This is a genomic window from Christiangramia aquimixticola, assembly GCF_048285835.1.
Lineage (GTDB): Bacteria > Bacteroidota > Bacteroidia > Flavobacteriales > Flavobacteriaceae > Christiangramia > Christiangramia aquimixticola.
In genome coordinates this window covers 134,986-154,935 of sequence record NZ_JBLVTL010000005.1, presented here as the reverse complement: position 1 = coordinate 154,935, position 19,950 = coordinate 134,986, and the positions used below count along the sequence as shown (strand labels likewise).

16 protein-coding genes are annotated in these 19,950 nt (G+C 36.7%); 1 reads left to right on the top strand and 15 read right to left on the bottom strand.

Features of this window, described 5'->3' with window-relative positions; genetic code table 11:
- Nucleotides 1-132: 132 nt before the first annotated feature.
- The gene (locus ACNKXV_RS11600; RefSeq protein ID WP_417907899.1) at nt 133-1,278 is read left to right on the top strand and encodes a saccharopine dehydrogenase family protein; all 1,146 of its coding nucleotides are present in this window, start codon (nt 133-135) and stop codon (nt 1,276-1,278) included.
- A gap of 86 nt (nt 1,279-1,364) precedes the next feature.
- Here ACNKXV_RS11600 and ACNKXV_RS11595 read toward each other — a convergent pair whose 3' ends face one another.
- The 15 genes from ACNKXV_RS11595 to ACNKXV_RS11525 all read right to left on the bottom strand — a co-directional run bounded on the left by ACNKXV_RS11595 (nt 1,365) and on the right by ACNKXV_RS11525 (nt 19,757).
- Nucleotides 1,365-2,345 carry an HNH endonuclease gene (locus tag ACNKXV_RS11595; protein ID WP_417907898.1) on the bottom strand — a complete coding sequence of 327 codons (981 nt, stop codon included), beginning with the start codon at nt 2,343-2,345 and terminating at the stop codon, nt 1,365-1,367.
- A gap of 242 nt (nt 2,346-2,587) precedes the next feature.
- Complete coding sequence (locus ACNKXV_RS11590; RefSeq protein ID WP_417907897.1) at nt 2,588-3,040, bottom strand: hypothetical protein; 453 nt, start codon at nt 3,038-3,040, stop codon at nt 2,588-2,590.
- Between the two features lie 9 nt (nt 3,041-3,049).
- Nucleotides 3,050-3,796 carry a hypothetical protein gene (locus ACNKXV_RS11585; RefSeq protein ID WP_417907896.1) on the bottom strand — a complete coding sequence of 249 codons (747 nt, stop codon included), beginning with the start codon at nt 3,794-3,796 and terminating at the stop codon, nt 3,050-3,052.
- A 1-nt stretch (nt 3,797) separates the two neighbouring features.
- A complete protein-coding gene (locus tag ACNKXV_RS11580) occupies nt 3,798-4,256 on the bottom strand; it encodes a hypothetical protein (RefSeq protein WP_417907895.1) in 459 nt (152 codons plus the stop codon).
- An 8-nt stretch (nt 4,257-4,264) separates the two neighbouring features.
- Nucleotides 4,265-4,894: a GTPase domain-containing protein gene (locus tag ACNKXV_RS11575; RefSeq protein WP_417907894.1), complete on the bottom strand. Its 630-nt coding sequence runs from the start codon at nt 4,892-4,894 to the stop codon at nt 4,265-4,267.
- Between the two features lie 17 nt (nt 4,895-4,911).
- Nucleotides 4,912-5,592: a hypothetical protein gene (locus ACNKXV_RS11570; RefSeq protein WP_417907893.1), complete on the bottom strand. Its 681-nt coding sequence runs from the start codon at nt 5,590-5,592 to the stop codon at nt 4,912-4,914.
- A gap of 399 nt (nt 5,593-5,991) precedes the next feature.
- A complete protein-coding gene (locus tag ACNKXV_RS11565) occupies nt 5,992-6,843 on the bottom strand; it encodes a universal stress protein (RefSeq protein ID WP_417907892.1) in 852 nt (283 codons plus the stop codon).
- A gap of 323 nt (nt 6,844-7,166) precedes the next feature.
- Nucleotides 7,167-10,202: an AAA family ATPase gene (locus tag ACNKXV_RS11560; RefSeq protein WP_417907891.1), complete on the bottom strand. Its 3,036-nt coding sequence runs from the start codon at nt 10,200-10,202 to the stop codon at nt 7,167-7,169.
- Between the two features lie 3 nt (nt 10,203-10,205).
- Nucleotides 10,206-11,429 (bottom strand): exonuclease SbcCD subunit D C-terminal domain-containing protein, encoded by a 1,224-nt coding sequence (locus tag ACNKXV_RS11555; RefSeq protein WP_417907890.1) that lies wholly within the window; start codon nt 11,427-11,429, stop codon nt 10,206-10,208.
- A 340-nt stretch (nt 11,430-11,769) separates the two neighbouring features.
- On the bottom strand, nt 11,770-13,767 hold the full coding sequence (locus ACNKXV_RS11550; RefSeq protein ID WP_417907889.1) for a PAS domain S-box protein: 1,998 nt from the start codon (nt 13,765-13,767) through the stop codon (nt 11,770-11,772).
- 164 nt (nt 13,768-13,931) lie between these two features.
- Nucleotides 13,932-14,321: a response regulator gene (locus ACNKXV_RS11545; RefSeq protein WP_417907888.1), complete on the bottom strand. Its 390-nt coding sequence runs from the start codon at nt 14,319-14,321 to the stop codon at nt 13,932-13,934.
- 7 nt (nt 14,322-14,328) lie between these two features.
- Entirely contained in the window at nt 14,329-15,345 is a 1,017-nt protein-coding gene (locus ACNKXV_RS11540) for a response regulator (RefSeq protein ID WP_417907887.1), read from the bottom strand.
- A gap of 12 nt (nt 15,346-15,357) precedes the next feature.
- Nucleotides 15,358-18,153, bottom strand: coding sequence for a PAS domain-containing protein (locus ACNKXV_RS11535; RefSeq protein WP_417907886.1), 2,796 nt, complete (start codon nt 18,151-18,153; stop codon nt 15,358-15,360).
- A 9-nt stretch (nt 18,154-18,162) separates the two neighbouring features.
- The gene (locus tag ACNKXV_RS11530) at nt 18,163-18,570 is read right to left on the bottom strand and encodes a response regulator (RefSeq protein ID WP_417907885.1); all 408 of its coding nucleotides are present in this window, start codon (nt 18,568-18,570) and stop codon (nt 18,163-18,165) included.
- Nucleotides 18,571-18,614: 44 nt separating this feature from the next.
- Nucleotides 18,615-19,757 (bottom strand): response regulator, encoded by a 1,143-nt coding sequence (locus ACNKXV_RS11525; protein WP_417907884.1) that lies wholly within the window; start codon nt 19,755-19,757, stop codon nt 18,615-18,617.
- Between the last annotated feature and the right edge of the window lie 193 nt (nt 19,758-19,950).

The following is a 19,950-nucleotide window of genomic DNA, read 5'->3' as shown; positions in this document are numbered from 1 at the left end:
ATAAAATAAAACCGGGTGATTCTGAATTATGGTGGATTCTCTCAATAAAGTTTTTAGGTAAAACTTAGAGCAGAGCTTTTATTAGGTCATTCTATTGGTTCAATTGAATCAAAAAATGACTTAACTTTAAGTATGACAAGGCAATACGATATAATAATTGCAGGTGCCGGAGGGATAGCCCGGGCTGCCGGATTAATGCTGATGGAATTCAGCGATATTCCTCCCAGGTTATATATAGGAAACCGAAGCTTGATAAATGCCGATAAGATGGCGAAGTGGATCACGGAGGGGATTTCTAAAAGTATTCAGATCGAAACTTTTGAATTGAGGGATGATGAAATAAGTGAAAAGACAGGAAGAATATTGAAAAAAGCCGATATTCTGCTGGATTGTCTGCCGGGTAGTCTGGCACCAAAGATGGCCCGTCTCGCCAGGGAATATGGCCTTCACTATGCCAACCTCACCGAATATGTTGCCGAGACCGATGAAATCATCGAAATGGCAAGGGATGCTGATACAGGTTTTGTTTTGCAGACCGGACTTGCGCCAGGCTTGATTGATGTTTTAGGGCATTATTTATTCCAGCAGTTTTGTGAGGTCTATCAGGTAACTAAAGCAGATAAGCTAGAGCTTAAAGTTGGAGCGCTCACACGGCATGCGGTGGCGCCTCATTATTATGGATTTACCTGGAGTCCGGTGGGAGTGGCTACCGAATATCTTAAGGAAGCGATCGTGGTACGCGATTTCAAGGAAACTAAATTGCGGGCATTGTCTGAAAGGGCAAAAATCATCATAGATGGAATCACTTATGAAGAAGATCTTACCTCGGGTGGCGCTGCCGACCTTCCCAAAAGCCTGGAAAATAAGCTGAGGTCTCTGGACTATAAGACCCTGAGGTTCCCGGGTCACTATGCCTGGGTAGATTCACAGCTAAGTTCTTTCAAAAACACTGCAGAGGCCATAAGTAGCCTACAATCCAAAATGGAGGAGGTTATTCCTCATATTGAGGAAGACCAGATCGTTCTATATGCCTCGGTAGAAGGGAAGGATGCTAAAGGCACTCTCCGGAAACTGGAAATCTCCAGGACCATCTTACCGCAAAAGGTGGGCAAACATCTGCTAAGAGCCATTCAAACCACCACCGCCGCTCCCTTATTACAATCTGCATTTTACCTTCTAGAAAATGCTCCTCGCGGGATCATTTTGCAAAGCCAGCTTCCTGCAGCTCAGTTTTTAAAAGGGCATTTTAATACGGAAGTTTATGGGAAGTTGGTTTGAAAATTTACTACTGATTCGGTTTAGAATAGTATAACAACTTAGTCTTAAAAGACTGGATAATACTTCAATTAATCCTCTATTGAATTCTATAAAATAAACACTTCTTTATTATGCCAGCTTAAGTATTCGACCGACGGATACCATGATGATTTCTCGGGTAAAGCAATTTGTTTTCCTTCGAACTGTGATAAGGAGAATACAGATTCATTTTCAGAAATAGAAGGGGAGACCCTTACAATGTAATTATCGTTAATTGTAATCAATCCACGGTCAAAAGCTCTATGAAGGTTGGGGGAAAGGGCAATCCCATTGGGGACAGTGTCATCATTGGAAAGACTGAAAGGATAAATATGGCATGCATCTACCATTTGTACGTTATGCGTAGAGGTAATTTTCATTCCGGAAATGGAACATGAATAATCATAGATTTTAGGTACGGTTTTTTTAAATAAACCACCACGAACAAAAATTTCCTCATCAAATTGCTCTTCATTCAAGGTGTTTTTAAGAGCTACCAATTTTTCTCGATATTCTTTGCTATCTGTATTTTCGATTTCATATTCGATCCTAGATTCTTCGAGATTTATATTATTTTCCCAAAAATCTTGATATTTAGTAGGGAAATAATTTTCTAAAAGAGCTGTCTCGAGAATTTTGCTGGTATGCGATTGAGTTAGAAGATAGAAGAGATCTTTGTTTATTTCAGCAAATGCAACATTTTCCTTTAAATTTCTAAAGCTCTTTATACTTTTTGATTTAGTTAGGATTAAATTTTTACCCGGTTTTTCTACTATATACCAAAACGGTTCGGAGCGCATATGAAAATACGGAAGTGCAAAATTTTCAGTATGTTTTGTATGAACTAACTTTTTCCAAATATCTCTAAATTCCAGAACAAGTTCTGCTGTGATAAAAATTCTATTATTGGTTATTTGTTGCTTTCTTATCAGACTTATTATACTAAGCAATAATACTGGTTTATGAGGTGCTTTTCCTAAACCGCGACTCACTCCCCGTTTTAATTTTTTAAAGTAGTATAAGTAATCAGAAATTATTTGGTCATCCATTGTTTAAGAGGATAAAACACATTCAAAAATTGAAGTATTCAAATCTAATGAAAATCAAAGTATTTGAAAATATATAAATGATAATCTGGATTCCAGAAGATTGTAGAAAAATTATAGAGGGTTTAAATCTTTAAAGATTAAAACAAAGTTTAGGTGAATTTGGAATCAATTTTTCTTATAAATTTTAGGATAAGCATGATAGGTTAATCCAGACAGATACGGGCTGGAAAATTGTTTTTACATCAAGCAATTTGATTTTTCGTTGCTAATATTGCATTGGCTTTTTGAGCAATGCCTTTATCAGCTTTAGCAGCAGCATTTTTAGTTAGAGTGACGTTTATTTTGTGATTAGCAATAATGCTAGGTTTCGAAAGCCAATCTTCTAATCTCATTTTTCCCTTGGATTGATTAATGGTTCGTAGAGTAACGGCTACATTTTCATGGCAATTTACTACCTCTGCAATTTCAGAATTTGTTAATCGATTACGATATTCCATAAATATGGCTTCAGAAGATCTAATGTGCTCATAATCATACCGATCGCCACCACGCAGGATTTCTCCTGTGTAGCAATCGGTATAAAGTGCTCTTCCGTCTCCACCTCTTTCCAAAGCTTTTTGATGCATTTGGGCTTTTACCTTGGTGAATAATAAGTCAATTTCGTGACGGTGGTAGGGGCGGTTTGGGTCAATCATTTAAAAAGTTTAAAAAATAAATTCAATATCCACCATTAAGGTGTTAACCTCTTGAAGTTTTCTTTTATATCCTCCAGAAACGCTGAATACAGGAGAGTTCAATTTTGCAGAAACTTCTAAAAGATTGTTATATTCAGAAGTAATTTCAGATTTGACGGTACGTTTGGTTAGCAATGTCCCAGATTGTCGCGAATCTCTTCTTTCAATTAAGGTAACCAAACCTAATTCGTGGTCTAAATTGTTAGTCTCAATAAATTTATATAAATCATCTATATTCCTCTCCTTATTAAAATTATCTTGAGTTTCAAATTCCTCAAAGATTTCAAGGGAATTTTTATAATTATTTTCTATTTTACTTTTCGACCCCGCTTCCAGTTTAATTGCATTATAATTGACTTCTCCATTGGCATCTGTGGTTATCGATTGTCTTTCCATCAAAGAAACTTTTGTAGAAATACTTTTAGCTCCCAATAAAGATGCAGCCCTTTTATAAAGTTCTAATTTTTCTTCAAGAAAATAATTTTCACCTATACTTTCATCCACATAAACGTTGTCCTTATACGGATGCAGAAAATATACGGTCTTATCATTTACTCTATTATTACTGATTATTTTATTTTTTTCTTTAAACTCTTCATAATCATGCTCTAAAGATTTCACCAATATATTTGGGCCAGTTGGATAGTCCAGTTTGTAACGATAATTTAATGCTTTCTCATCTTCTTGAAAAATTACTACTTGTGGGTTGTTTGCCATGTTAATGCTTTAATGCGTTTATAATTAAGGTGCTTATCCCTATTGCAGTTAGTGCTATAAGTATTAGTTTAAAGTTTGATTTTAACTTCTTTTCCGATTTGAACTTATTTATGATTTCTAGGGTTTTCTCCCTATCAATTGTCCTGTTTATACTTAGGGAGTCTTTTTCTAAATAGCGAATAACGGTTTCAAAATTTTCATTATTCTCAATTAGATATGTGTAGTAGATATTCCTATTTACATCGTCTTTACTTAAATACTGAGATTTAAGTAAAATCTGATTTTTAAAACTCTTGAGTTCTAGAAAATCATCCTTGTAATTTAGGTTCCATTCTATAGATCTTCTTAATTCCTTATGGTACTGTAATCGTAAATCTTGGTCCTTTATCAGCTTTCCATCAACTACGACGTAATCGGTGCCGTCATTTTTCTCACTTTGAGAAATTAATATCCTTTTCATACCACTTATTATTTAAATACTTTTTTTGTGAAATTTCGAAGTTCCTTCTCATCATTTAAATTAATGAGTTCAATTTTCCTTAGAATAGAATAGTAAGATTTACTTTCATTTAATTTTAAAAATTCAGATTTAGCCTTTGCCTTGCCTTTAGAGTATAAATCTATATGCGTACCTACTATGACAATTTGAATATCCATATTTGAGGCAGTTGATTTTATATGCTCCAATCTACTATTACTGGCTCTTCTATATCCTATACCACCTTGATTTTTATCGTTCAAGTATTTTGAAATATCAAAAAAATAGAAGATTACATCAGAATTTTTAATTATGCGGTTATATTCACTTCTATAAAGATCACCGCCTCCAATATCTAAACCGGCATCTATATAAATTTTATTACCGGCATTATCATATTCAAATGGATCGAAGGGTTCAATTTCTGTAGATTTCGGTACATAAACCTTATTTCTTAAATAGCATAGAAACTTTGTTTTCCCAGAGGCTTGCATTCCTAATAAACCCAACTTGTTTCTTGATGGATCATCACTAAAAAGTTTATAACTTCCTAGTCCTAAAATAGCAACAGCTCCAATGGCTGCCCCCCAAATAATTGGAATAAATAATGGTAAATTCATTTCGTATTAATTATTGATTATAGTTGTAAAAATTTAAATTGATTAAGTTCTGAGATTACTTCTTTATTTAAAATACTTCCTTGATTTCTCTTATATCCAATAATCCTTAATCCACTTGAAGTTTGAAATGACCTAAAATTCTCTTCCGTGCTGGCTTCAATTTTATTAGGAAATAGTACCTGCACTTCCTCAAAGGCTTTAAAGCCCTCACATATAATTGTTTTAGGTTGAAAAAGCTCTATTATGGTTTTTGTCCAGACTCTGGATAAATGAAAAAGTTTAGAACTTAGATCTGAAGGGAGTAGTTTCATTAATTCCTTAAAATCGGCAATATTATCTGTCGCCCAGGGATAGAAATTTATTTTCACCGTGGATCTTTCAAGGTCTTGTGTTCGCCCTGCCATTGCAAAAAGGCCTTTCGTTTGTTCCCCCAATCTATGTTTGTTGAGATAGTACTCCAGAGCTTGCATTGGCTCAAAATTCTCAACGATCTTACCATGCCATTTATAATAACCACCACCGGGATTGAAGCCAATTAATAGAAATTCTGGTTGATAAAGGAGTGGACTGAACAAAACGTGAGTGCCTTTATAGATTTCCTTTACCCGGGAATTTCGATTGGCTTGCTGAAGGATTTGGCTATGGTAATATCTAATTTCATCGGCTATTGCCGAGTAATTAGCTTGTAAGTCTTTCATAGTATGTTTGGGTCTCTCAGTAAAGCTAAACCTTGTTACTATTAAAAGAATACTGAATTAGTAAACGTATCGATATGGCTGATTAACGTTTGGGTGTAAAATTGGTTATTTAAATAGAGAGAGACCTGCATGCCACCTAAAGGCGATCGCAAAATACAGATATTTAAAAAGTCTAACTAGTAAAGTATTAGGATATAAAAATCTGAATCCTACTGGTAAACTTTAACTTATAAGTAGCTTTATATCAAACAATTATTCCGTATCTTTAAATTGTCTATCAGGGTGCTGCATTAAGTTGGGCTGAGAATATACCTGTTGATTATTCGGATAATGCCGGGTAGAGAATTTGACACTCAAAGAGAACAAATCGATGTGAAATATTCATTTTTGTTCTCTTTGTTATTTTATCTCCTTTAAGATCATTACCGGTAATTTCGGGTCAAAATCAATATCTTCTATAGCAGCCTTATTGAAAAGTCTGGAGAAAAATCCCTGTTTACGCTGATACAAGGCCAGAAAATCACTTTCCCTGCTTTCTATAAATAAATGTACTCCGGTGGTTGCAGTAGTTTTGGTTAAGGTATGGAAACTGGTATTCACCTTAGACAAATGACTAATAAGTTCAGTCTTATTCTTTTCCTGCTCCTTGTTTAAAGGTTTGCTGTCAGTATTTATATAAAGTATCCTAATCGAACAATCTGTATTCTCTGCCAGTTCAATAATTGGTTCCAGTTCCCGGGGTTTGAAGGGGATGCGCAGATTTGTTGGAAACACGATCTCCAGATTTGGATCTATGGCTGTTTCATACTTTTCAGGAATAACCAGCACGGGACATTCTTCAATATTTTCGGTGATCTTGGAGATCTTATTATTTTCAGCAGTATTAATGCCCGCAGTATCTCCCGGAGAGCCCAGAATAATGATATCTATGCCCAGTTTCTTTACATTTTCTTCCACACCATCTACCAGATTGCCGTCAAAAGAGATCTTTTCAAACCTATGTTTGGGATTTTCCTTTCTAAAACTAAGGCCCTGCATGATCCTGGCCAGACCGTTTTCAGAAACCGACTGATTGGTCTCCTCATCATCTTCCTTGTGCATGGACATGGCTTCACTTAAACCGCCACGGGAAGTGTATGCATTGATCAGGTAAAAAGTACAGGGATATTTCTTGTACAACTTCATGGCAAAAATAAGCGCGCTCCAGGAATGCTTGCTGAAGTTGGTAGGGACTAAGATCTTTTTCTCCATAGATGGATCTGGTTTATGGTATTCTATTGCCTAAAGATAACTAAAGTCTGATAATGAGAAACAGGAATCTGAAAGCTTCTTATTTAAAACGGATTTTCATAGCATTTTAACCAAAATAGCTCAAAAGCGTCAACATTTTAACCAATAGCGTCTATTCTCTTAAAACTCTGGTCTATAATTTGACGTAGATATATATGGAACTTAAAAAAAGGAGGTATGCATGGAAAAGTAAATTTGATAAAACTATTGTTCAATAATTAATTTTTAATTTAATCATTGAATTAGCCAAAAACAAGCCGGAACGAATTCCGGCTTTTTTGATTCTATTTAATTTGCAAACTGCTGTAGCCCTGTCCGTTTCTGGTGAGCTGAATTTGGGTAGAGATCCGCTCTTTAAGGGAATCCACATGACTTATTACCCCAATGGTTTTAGAAGATTCGGCCTGCAGGCGTTCCAGGGTATCCAGAGTTTGATCCAGAGTTTCGGGATCAAGAGTACCAAATCCTTCATCAATAAACAAACTGTTTATCTCCACGCTTTTCGAAGCAAGATCAGATAATGCCAGCGCCATGGACAAACTTAGCAGGAAGGTTTCACCGCCAGAAAGGGTTTTTACAGACCTGCGTTGACCGCCCATGTGTTCGTCAACAGCGACAAGCCCGTCATCTTCCTCTTCTTCCGGTTTAGCAATAAGATACCTGTCACTAAGCTCCTTTAAACGGATATTCGCCAGGCTAAGCAGTCGGCTAAGGGTGAGATCCTGCGCAAAATCATTGAACTTTTTTCCTTTGGAATCTCCAATGAGTTCATTCAATAACCTCCATCTTCGCGTTTCCTTTTCCTTTTCGGCAATTTCGTTTCTTAGTTCTTTAAGTCTTTCCAGATGCTCGGCATTGTTCTTTAAAAGCCTTTCCAGTTCCCTGCACTCTTTGGTAAGCACTTCAGCTTTATCCTGAACTGCTTTTAATTCGGTTTCCAGACTTTCTTGTTCCTTTTCACTGTCCTGTTTCTGAAGATCTTCTAACTGGTTTTTTAATAGCTGAATTGAAGCCTGGGAATTATCGATTTCTTTCTGAATTTGTTGCCTTTGGCTCCGCAGCCGATTGCATTCCTGTTCCGGGATAAGAGCATTAAAGGCAAGACTGATTTCTCCGAATCCGGAATCGCTAAGCTTATTGGTCAATTCCCTGGTAAGTTCGCTAAGTGTTTCCTGCACTGAATTCTTATCCTCTTTTAGTTTCGTCTGACTCTGAAAAATGTTTTTCTTTTCTTCAATTAATCTGATCCAGGCATTTTGAAACTGCTGAATATCTGCCTGAATATCCTCCCCGGCATACAATTCTTGCAAGGCAGATTTTAACCGTTTTCCTTCCTTAAGGATCTGAATTAGATCTCTAAGCAACGGAATTGCGGCAATAATAGATTGTAGTTGTTTTTGCTCCTTTTCGTATGCTGAAAGCTGCCCGATCTTGTTTTCAAGTACTTCACAGGCATTCTGCCATTTTTCCTCACTTTTGAATAGCACTAAATCAGAATACTTTTCAGAAAAACCGGAGTTAAGCACTCTTAAGTTTTTTTCTGTGTTTTCCTTCTGAGTCTGCAGTTCCTGAAGCTGCTCCTTCAAATTCTGAAGCTTAAGTTTCAGATTGTTCCAATTCTCTTTAACTGTTTCCAGTTCTTTTTCCTTATTAGCGATTTCTACTTCCAGACTATCGTCCTTTTCAGGAAGGTGAGCGGCATAAGGATGTGATAATGCACCACATAGGGGACAGGCTTCCCCGTCTTTTAATTGATGGCGATGTTCTTCCAGACTTGCCTCCAGCATCTGGATCTTCTTTTTAGAATTGAGAAGTTCCAGCTGAGTTTTAAGATGCTCTACCTGTTTCCCGGTAACTTCTATTTGCTCCGGAAATTTTGCAATGTCTGGTTGGATTTTAGAAATTTTATCCTGAAGCTCACTCAGGTCCCTGTTGTACTTCGCGATAGCGGAATAATCCCGTGCTGCTTCCCGGGTGCTTCTCAATTTTTGCTGAAAAGCCTGGGTTTTATGCTGTATATTATCCTTTTCCTGCAGCTCCAGAGTAGAAGCAAGATCAGCCAATTTTGTGCTTAGATCTGTTTTTAAAATTTTGAGCTGAGACAGACTTTCTTCAGGTTCCTTTTCATTTAATTTAAAATCCAGCTCCTTTACTTCAGCTAAAAATTCACTTCGCTTCAGGGCATATTCATTGCCTTTAGCGTCCTTTTCATTTTTTAACTGCAGCACCTTATTCCGGAATGCATTTAACTGAGCTTCAATTTTAGCATCTTCAGGATCTTCCTTGATTAGCTGCTTAATTTCCTTTTTTAAATCCTGTACTTTTTCTGAATTTTTTTCAAGGTTTAGATCTAATTGTTTTGCTTCAGAAGAATATTTTTCAAGTTGTTTCTCTGCCTGTTTCCAGTTTCGAAGCTGCTCGGCATGGTCCTGCACTTTTTCATGCGCTTTTAAAGGTGCACCGTGTTCATTTTCAAAAGTCTCAAGATTAGTAAGAGCCTGAGTTTTTTGTTTTTCCAGCCGGATAATTTCAGCCAGCTGCTTGCTTATATTTTGTTTTAGCTCAATATGTTTTTTAAGCGAATCTATCTCTTTCTGAAGCTGATTTCCCTTCTCTGTTTTCTTTTCAAAAGAAAGCTGTAGCTCTTTTAGATCTTCTTCTTCAATTAGTTTATTCTGGATGATCCTGATCTCATTTTGCTGTTCCTGGATCTGTTGATTGGCCTGCTTATTTTTTTCAAAAGCTTTGATCCCAAGTTGACGGTAGATCCCGGTGCCGGTGATCTTTTCCAGTAGCTCTCCACGGTCTTCCTTTTTAGCCTTTAAAAACTGCGCAAATTCACCCTGAGCCAGTAGCACCGCTTTGATAAACTGATCATAATTTAATCCGATAAGCTCTTCATTTCTGCCGGGAACATCAGATTTTTTAAGATCTATCAAAGCATTTTCCTGATGGTCTTTAAGTTCCATCTCATAATCCCGCAGCTTATTATTCCTGTTGGTGGAAATGCTCCATTGCGAACTAAAAACTCCTTGGTTACACTGGTAGGTAACTCTGGCAACGGCCTGTTTCTGATTCCTGGTAAGTATGGTTCCCAGTTTTTCGATATCAGATTTTGAGATCATTCTGGAACCCGGAATTCTCGGGATCTTCCCGAATAAGGCAAGGGAAATTACATCCAGAATACTGCTTTTTCCGCTGCCCGTTGGACCGGTAATGGCGAATAAAGAGTTAGTGGTAAAAGGATCTCGGGTGAAATCTATTTCATGAGAACCTTTTAGAGAATTTATATTTTCGAATTCTATTTTTAGAATCTTCATGAACTACAGGTTTAAATTTTCTGAACTTTGAACTTCGGCCAGGATCTCCTCAAAAGCACTGAGGATCTCTTTGCGTTCTTCCTCTTCATAATCATGCGGAGCGATTAGCTCGCGAAAAACCTCTCCGGGTTTCAGGTCTTCCAAATTCTGATTATCTGAAAATATCTCCGCCGAACCCTGAATTTGATTTTTAAATCTGGCACGTTGTTTAACGATCTCAAAACCGGGCTTTTTAAAATTGTTCACCAGCTCGTCCAGCAGGTAGATCTTTTGAGCATCGTATTGTTCTTCCACCAATTCAATTTCTATAAGAGAATTAAGAGTTTCAGAATGTTCCAGAGCATCAAGATTATCTCTTAATTCGGTAAGGTTTCCGGTGAGTTTAAGCAGTTTTCTAAAAGATGGTATAGCTATGCTTTCCGGCTCCCACGAACCTTCGGTATCTATGATCAAAACCCGTTTGTCATCTTTTCTCTCACTAAAGGAAAGTGGAATAGGGGAGCCGCTGTAAAACACCGGAATTCCCGCATTCACTCTTTGCGGTTTATGGATATGGCCAAGGGCGATATAATTGTAATATTCTCCAAACTGTTCCGCCTGAAAAGCCGCCTGATTCCCTATTTGTATATCGCGTTCACTATCTGAAGTTTCAGTGCCCGCAGTATATAAATGGCCCATTCCCACTACCGGAATTCCAGGGAAGTTCTTTGAACATATCTCAGCCGCATTATTAAAAATATTCCTGATGCCTTCTCTTATTTCACGAACTCTGTCTTCGTAAGTGCTGGCACCATTCCCGGCCCGTAGATCAGCATCTCTTAAATACGGGATGGCAGCTACCAATAATTCGCAATTCCCATTCGTGTTTGTAATAGGAATGATACAGTCTTCCAGGTTCTCCGGAAGTCCGCCAATTACATCCATATCCAGCGCCTTGAGGATCTCTTTTGGAGCATCCAGCATGGCCGGGGAATCATGATTCCCTCCCGTGGCTATGATCTTGCAGTTAAGTTGCTGAAGTTTTATTAAAGCGCGGTAATACTGGGTGCGGGCTTCAGATGACGGATTGGCCAAATCAAAAATATCACCGGATATAAGTAATACCTCGATCCCTTCAGTTTTGATTAGATTCAGCAGCCAGTCAATAAATAGATCAAAATCCTGGGCCAGATCGTGTTTATGCAGCTTTTTTCCAATATGCCAGTCGGCAGTATGTAATATTTTCATTTTATGCGATGCTTGGAATGCAAATTAAATAATCCTAAACGTCATTTTATGTCGGAGTAAAAACAACTTTTAAAGGATTATATTTTTCAGTTTTCCTAAGCGGAAAAGGTAGGAACTAATCGCAATTTTTTAAAGGGATCTAACGAATAGATATTAAAAGTTTCCAACTAAGAAATGGAGGAGAAGTGATAGATAGTTTGGAGAGAAAAAAACAGCCAGAGAAGCCACTACAGAGATAAAAATCCCGGGAGAATTTGCCGAAGTGAAACGCATGATTATATATAAGACCGGATGCTTCCCTTTTATAAATTAAAAGAAAAGCATCCGGAGGGTAGAATGATTATTTTGGAAACATAAGATAAAAAGTACTGCCTTTATCCGGCTCAGATTCTACCCAAATTTCACCTTTATGTAAAGAAACGATCCTGTGTACTATGGCTAAGCCCATTCCTGTTCCTCTGTACTCACTTTTAGAGTGTAACCTGGTGAAAAGATCAAAGATCTTTTTATGGTATTCTTTTTTAATTCCTATTCCATTATCTGTGATTATAAATTTCCAGGAATCTGTATGTTCTTCAGCGGTAATATTAATTTCCGGAATGCGACCTTCGGGTAGGTATTTTAATCCATTACCAATGAGGTTGAGGAAAATTCTATAAAGCAAATCTTTATCACTTGGAATTGAAATCTCCGCATGAGGCAGGCGAATCAAAGCTTTCTTGGCTACTATTACCGCTGTAAGATCTTCCAGAACCTGTTCCCAAACAAGATTTACGTTTACCGGTGTCTTCTTGAAATCTTCAGCCTCTACCTCAGTATATTCAAGGATGTTCTCAATTAATTTCTTCATTCTGGTAGAACCATCCACGATATAGTAAAGATACTTTTGAGCTTTCTCATCAAGTTCGGTTTCATATCTGGTTTGAAGCAGGTTGGAAAAACTTGAGATCATTCTTAGTGGTTCCTGAAGGTCGTGAGCTGTAGATGCCGCAAAATATTTTAATCTGCTGTTGGCTTTGACTATTTTTTCATTCAACTCCTTTAATTGCAGCGCACTTTTGGTCTTGAGAGTGGTATCAATAATAATGGCCGTAAATACCTCTTTACCTTTAAATTCCATTTTTTGTAAATGAACTTCAACATTATAAAGGCTTCCGTCTTTACGTTTATGAACGGTATTAAATATTACCAGTTCTTTCTCACCTGAGCGAAGTGGGGTGATAATGTCCTGAAATTTTTCCGGCGTAAATTCAGGTTTAAGGTCAAGGGGCGTGAGCTCCCTTACATCTTCCATAGAATATCCCAAATTATGTAAGGCTCCCCGGTTCACGTAATTGAATTTAAGGGTCTTTACATCAAAAATGTAGATCTCATTAAGGCTTCGCTGGAGAATTTGGGCAAGAGAAGCATTCTCTTTTTCCATTTTAACTCTGCAACTTATATTCTTAATGAATACGTGAATTAGAGGTTTATTCCCTAACATGAATTTACACGGAGTAGCTTCCGCAGTAAAAACACTTCCGTCTTTTCTCTTAAATTCAGTAGTAATACTAATAGTATTCAATAGTGGAAGATTATCCAGAATTAGAAGAGAATTATCCAGTTGTTTTTCAGGATGTAGAGCTGCGATTTTGATATTTTGGAGTTCTTCCCGGGAATAACCAAATTCATCAAGGGCACAATCGTTAGCCTCTAAAATGTTTAAATCCAGATCATATATGAAAGTTGGAATAAGTGAAAATTTGAACATATGTTGAAAGATGTCCGCCTTCTCTGAAGCTGCCTTAATATTATTATTGGGAATTGAAGGGTCAGGGCTGCTAATATTTTCTTTTAAATTTAAACTTCCGTTTTTATCCAGTTCCTTTTGGAGAATGAATGAAGCTTCAACATTTAAATTTTTTAAAGCCGAAAGTTGAATGGGAGAGAGGGTCTTTGGAGCATAATCCATAACACATAATGTCCCTACAGCATATCCTTCTTTAGATTGTAAAGCCATTCCTGCATAGAAACCAATTTTTTGATATTCGTTTACAAAGGGATGCCATGCATATTCCTTATCTCCCTGTAGATCGGGGATTATTACAGATCTCTCCTCGGCTTCCAGAACCAAGGAGCATAGTGATTTATCCCGGGGGAGTTCCTTTTTATTAAAACCTACATTTGCCTTAATGTGATGCTTTTGCCCGTCGCAGAAGGATATAAGTGCAATGGGAGAATTGCATATTCTGGCTGCCAGGCTGGTAATTTCATTTAATTCTTGTTCGATTTTGGAATCGTGAATGTTGATATTCTTTAGAATGTCGAGGCGCTGTTTTTCGAATTCGGTAATATTCATTCTTTAAAAGTTTGTGAGTTTTTGCATTTATACCAGGATCTTAATCCACCCGGTAAGTATTAAATAGTTGTTTAAACCCTTTAATTTTATCAATGCAATTCCCTTTCTTAAACTTTTAAGAGAACGATCACTATTTGTAAAAATGAAAGGATTCATCATTTCGTTTATTGAAATACCTTGTCCAGTTTATCGGTTAAGGTCTTCATCTTATTTTTAGTAAGCGGTTTTTCAATTAGCCCCTGAATGAGGTTTATTTTTTTAGCTCTTATTCTGTCTTTTTCGTTGACAGAGGAGGTGACAAAATAAAAGGTACAATTATCCAGATTCTTTAATTTTTCTGCCTTGTTAGCGAATTCCCATCCATCCATGGAAGGCATGTTAATGTCAAGAAGGATCAAAAATTGTTTTTCAACATCGTGAGCATATTCATTTAGGTATTCAAATGCCTCAGTAGCCTGGGTGAAAATCCTGGTGCTATATATTCCCTGTAGGGTTAGCAATTTTTGATGGATCATTGCTATTATTTTATCGTCGTCTATGATTATAATTTCCAAGTTGACTCTAATTTTTAATGAAATTGATGGTTGTCGCTTTGTTGGAGATTTCTCTTATAACAGTGTCTAATTCTTCGGCCGATTCAATTATTTCGTTTAAATAAAGGTTCATTTCTTCCGGTGCCACGTCCTGTTCGACCTTGATAAGCTCAATGAGTGCAAGCAAACGAGCTACCGGAGCTCTTACCACATGTGACTGCATCCAGGAGATATTTGATAATTTCTCATTTTGTTGTTCAATAGCTTTAATATGATGCAAACGGTCTGAGATATCATTTGCCTGAAGAATGAATGCGGGCCTACCTGAAAAATCTAACGGATTTAAGTGCAGCTCCACATCAATACAGGAATTATTAGCTTTCCTGTGTTTAAAATCACCCAGATACCCAGAAAAAGAGGCCTCCAATTGCTGAAAAATTTCTTTAGTTCTTTCAATGGAAGCAAATGTAGATAGGTCAAGAATAGTAAAATTTAGAAATTCTTCATGGCTAAATTCATAATGCCTTATCGCTGCGTCATTTACATCCAGTATCTTGTAAGTGCTTTTTTCTATGACCATCATAGGCTGCGGACTAAAATGGAAAAGGTCATTATACCTTTTTTCAGAATTTTGTAGCGCTACTATGAACTGTTTCCGAGCAATATTATGGATCAGGCTTTTATAAAGGGTAAATCCATTTAAAACATCTTTTAAAAGGTAATCTGAAACTCCCAGCTCCAGAGACTTCATGCTAAAATCTATGTCTGTATAACCCGTTAAAACAATAACCGGAGTGTCGTTGCTAAGTGACAGGATCTCGATTATTAGTTCTTCTCCTTTTTTATCTGGTAAGGAAAGGTCCAACAGGATTATATCCAGTTCCAGATTAGGGTCACTTAATAATTCCCGGGCGGCATTAAAAGTGGCTACATGTAAGATCTGCGGATTGATAATTTGATCATGAAGATATTCATCAATTAGAAGCACATCCCCGGGGTTGTCTTCTATCAATAATATTTTATATTCAAATTTATCTTTTCGCATAAATTTTTGATTTTACTCGGTTTGTTTTAAGAAGGAAAACCTGAAGGTAGATCCTTTTCCCGGTGTGCTTTCAATATCGATCTCTCCATTAAGAGAATCTACGAATTTTTTGGTGATGGCAAGCCCCATCCCGGTTCCGGAATATTCATCTTTTAAATGCAACCTCTGGAAGATCACGAAGATCTTTTCAAAATATTCTGCCTCAATCCCAATTCCATTATCCTTTACTGAGAAAATATAATATAGCGGAGTTTCCTTGTAAGAAATGCTTATTTCCGGGGTATTACCCTGTACTTGATATTTTAAAGCGTTGTTTACAAGATTATAGAAAATCCTGAAAATTGGAGTTCTGTAAGCAGTAATAGTAGGAAGGGGTTCGACATGAAATTGAGCGTTGGTTTCCTGTATCCTTTTCTTATTTAATAGCTGAACTTCTTGAATAATATCATTGAGGTCAAGGTTCTGGGGTTGCTCACTCAATCTATTAATTGTAGAATAATCCAGCAGGTCCAGAATGATCTCTTTCATTCTTTTAGAGCCGTCTACAGCAAAGTGGATGTATTTTTTAGCCTTGTCGTCCAGTTGATCTCCATATTTGGTTTCCAAAAGACTTAAAAAGCTGGTGATCATTCTCAAGGGTTCCTGGAGATCGTGCGAAGCTACATAGGCAAATTGCTCCAGTTCTTCATTGGAACTGGAAAGTTCCCGTGCTTTGTTCTCCAGATCCTTATTAAGGTCTAATAAAAGTTGTTCTTTTTTCTTGATCTCGCTAAGATCCTGCATGGCTCCAATAACTCTTACCGGTGCCTGGTTTTCATCACGAATCACAAATCCTTTATCCAGGATATAAGCATATTCACCATTCTTTTTTTTGAACCTGTATTCTTTGATCCAGATGGAGTCCTTATTTTTAGCAATACTTCTAAAGCTATTTAAAACACCTTCCTTGTCTTCGGGATGAATATGGTCCTCCCACAGTCTCATATTTTCGGTTGGATCTATCGCGATCTCGTGTCCAAAATTATTGGTGTAGTTCTCACTCCAGTACAAACTATCTTCAGTCATTCTCCAATCCCACATGGTGTCGGAAGTTGCTTTGTCAAGATGAATGTACTTTTGCAGGGTTTCTTTCAATTCCAGTGAAGTTAACTTCTGGCTGGTAATATCCTGAATGGTTGCTTCCAGAAGTGCTGACTCACCCTTATAGTTATTAATTACCTTTCCAACCTGTCTAACCCATTTTTCTGAACCATCTGTTAATAAGATGCGATGTTCAAAATTAAATTCAATAGATCCGTTTTGGATACTATATAATTCTTTTCTGAAATAATCCCGGTCTTCAGGATGAATTAGAGGTTCTATATTTTTTAGATTGGGAGTGAAATCTGCTTCAGAAGTTTCAAAGATCCGATAAACCTGGTCAGACCAGGCCATGTTCAAATTGGTTAGATCAAGTTCCCAATAACCCAGATTAGAGATTTCCTGAGCATTTTTTAATTTTTTATTGGATTCATACAGCTCGATCTCTAATTTTTTCTCATCGGTAACATCAAATATGATCCCATCAAAAATAATAGAGCCTTTATCCCCATGGGTGGGACGGGCTTTCCCCCGGTTCCACCTAATTTCTCCCTTACTGTTAAACATTCTCCATTCAAACATCCATACGCTGAAATTTTTGGCTGACTCCAGAATGGATTGTTTTAAGTTTTCTGCATCCTGTGGAAATACTTTATTCCATAATAGATCGCTGTTTTCAAGGGCCTGCTCACGGGTAACTTCCCATACATCTTCTATACTTTTACTGGCATAAATAAATCTGTCTGTACCATCAGGAAGTAACTGATACTTATATAGAATTGCCGGAAGGTTTTCACTTAAGGTATTTAACTGGGACTCGATGATTTGTTCCTTGGTGACATCTGTATGGCTACCATAAAAAATTACAGGTTGATCACCATTCCATTCCAGCACCTTCCCGTGTGAATAAACCGTTATCCATTTTCCGGATTTATGCTTTAACCGAAACAGGGCATTAAAAAAACTATCCTGTTTGTTCATACAGCGTTGTGCATGATGAACAACGTTGTCAACATCCTGCGGATGGATAAGGTCGGTGACATCCTGAAATGTAAAGGGTAGAAGGTCGTTAACAGCATATCCCAGCATTTTGGCATATCGTTCATTTATTATTACCTCACCGGTATTAATATGCCACTCCCAGGTTCCCACGTTGGTGGCTTCGATAATGCTTTCAAATCTTTTTGCTTTGGAGGCAAGATTTAACTGGTCCAGCTTGGATTGAGCATTCTTTTTTCTCAATTTAAATAACTGAACGATCTGGTTGGCAATACTTCTTAAAGATTCTTTCTGAACTTTTGAAATACTTCTTTTTTTCCAATCGATTACACAAATGGTTCCCAATGCATAACCATCATCATCTACCAGCGGGTAACCGGCATAAAACACAATCCCTGAATCATGCACGAAATTATTATCCTGAGTAAGCGGATGTTGCCGCGTTTCCTCTATTATGGTAATTTCACCGGGTTTTTTAATCGTGTGATTGCATATGGCTTCTTCCCTGGAAATACCGCAACCCTCGATGCCATATACAGATTTAAATACCTGTTGGTCCTCGGTGATAAGGGATATAACACTGGCAGGGGCCTCACATATTAAAGCGGCAAGCCTGGTTAAATCATCATATTCATCCTCTGGTGGTGTTCCTACGATCTTGTAGGAAGCTAATGCTTTCAATCTTGCATCCTCCTGGCTGATAGCCTTTTCTAACACTGCATTATTCATAGCTGGATTTTATATAGATAAACTATTAACTGAAATTTGATGATCAATTAGGGCAGATTTAAAACTTATAGGGTCAATGGGTTTGGTGAAAAATGCATTTACCTTGTTATTTTGACACTTATTCTTATCCATAAGGGCAGAAGAAGTAGTTACCATAAATACCGGTATTTTACTTAATTCCTTTTTTGTATTGATAAATTCTTTTACCTGATGGCCATTTTTTCTGGGAAGGTTAATATCCAGGATGATAAGAGAAGGAACTTCCTCCGGTGTCCAGTTTCGGTAATTCGATAAATATTCGATCGCCTCTTCACCATTTGTAAGAATTTTAAGACTAACGTTTAGGTTTAAATCTTCAAAAAGTTCTTCGGTAAGAAATATATCTCCGGGATTGTCTTCAACAAGCAGCACCAGCATAAAAAATGTTTTTAAATTTTAATAAAATAGACTTCGTTAAGAAATTAATTTACAAATCTGGAGATCTGTTTTTCCTGCACAATATTGCCGTAAGGATTTAATTCTATTAAAATGTTTTTCCGGTTCTTATAGTGAATATCGGTTATAGTGAGTTTATAAAAGCTGGCTTCGTCCCCGTTGTTATAACTGAAAATTTCTGTTAGCCCGTCGTTAAGCATGCCTTGCTTTAACATGCTGTAATTAACCTTGAATAAATTCTGTTGTTTAAAACTTAAGGTATTTAAAAATGATTTATTCCTGAGACTTTCCTGATCAAGGTTTAAAAAGGATAAAGCTTTATTATTGGCTTCAAGGATGCGGAAGCTGTCCCATTCAAGAATTATTTTAGGAATGGAGCTATCAACAAACAGTTTCGAGAAAAAGTAATTGTCTTCAGCAGAATCTTCTTCTTCATAAAATTCGGTTACATCATTAAGGATGATAAGGGATGTATTTGCACCATTATAATTTCTCAAATATCCGGCTAAAGTCATATAGACATGTTTGCCAGATTTTGTTTTATGCTTTAAAACTCTGGTGCTGTCATTAGAAAAATTATCTTCCTCCTGAAAGTTTTCTCCCAGGGGGTGAATCTCTTTAACTGACATTTGGTAGAATTCTGATAGCGTGTAACCGTAAAGTTCAAGTGCTGCAGGGTTACAATCAATGATCTTTTCCTTCTCATTATCCCATACAAAAACAGGAGAATCTTTATGACTGAAGTATTGTTTGTACTTTTCCTCAGTTGCTTTAAGGTCGTTAATCAATTTCTTGCGCTCGATATTGTGAATTATACTTTTCCCTAATAGCAGAGAGTTTAATTCATCTTTGAATAGATAATCAGAAATTCCCATATTAAGAGCAGTGATGCTCAACTTTTGGTCTTTTAAACCTGTAAGGATGATTACCGGAATGGTTGGCGTTAATTTGAGGATGTTGTCGATGATCAGCTTTCCACTTCCATCGGGTAGGGAAAGATCAAGCAGAATTACATTAAAAAATTCAGGTTTCTGTTCTATTAATGTTTTAGCTTCAGCAAAGGTGTGCGCCACCGTAAGCTGAAATTGTTTTGTATCATTCTCTAAATAAACTTTAATTAACTCAATATCTCCTAAATTATCTTCAATAACTAATACTTCCAATTTCATAATTAGTAGGGGTAATGTGTTTAACAATTGTTAAAATTCGCTTCATTGTCGACTTAATAGTTTTAACAAAAAATTGACAGTAAAAACTTACATAAAATTAAAATTTTAAAAAAGAACATCTATAAACGACTCATTTTCTGCCGTGAAGCTAAAGTAATTAAATAATATTCATTTTAACACCTCGAGTTGAAAA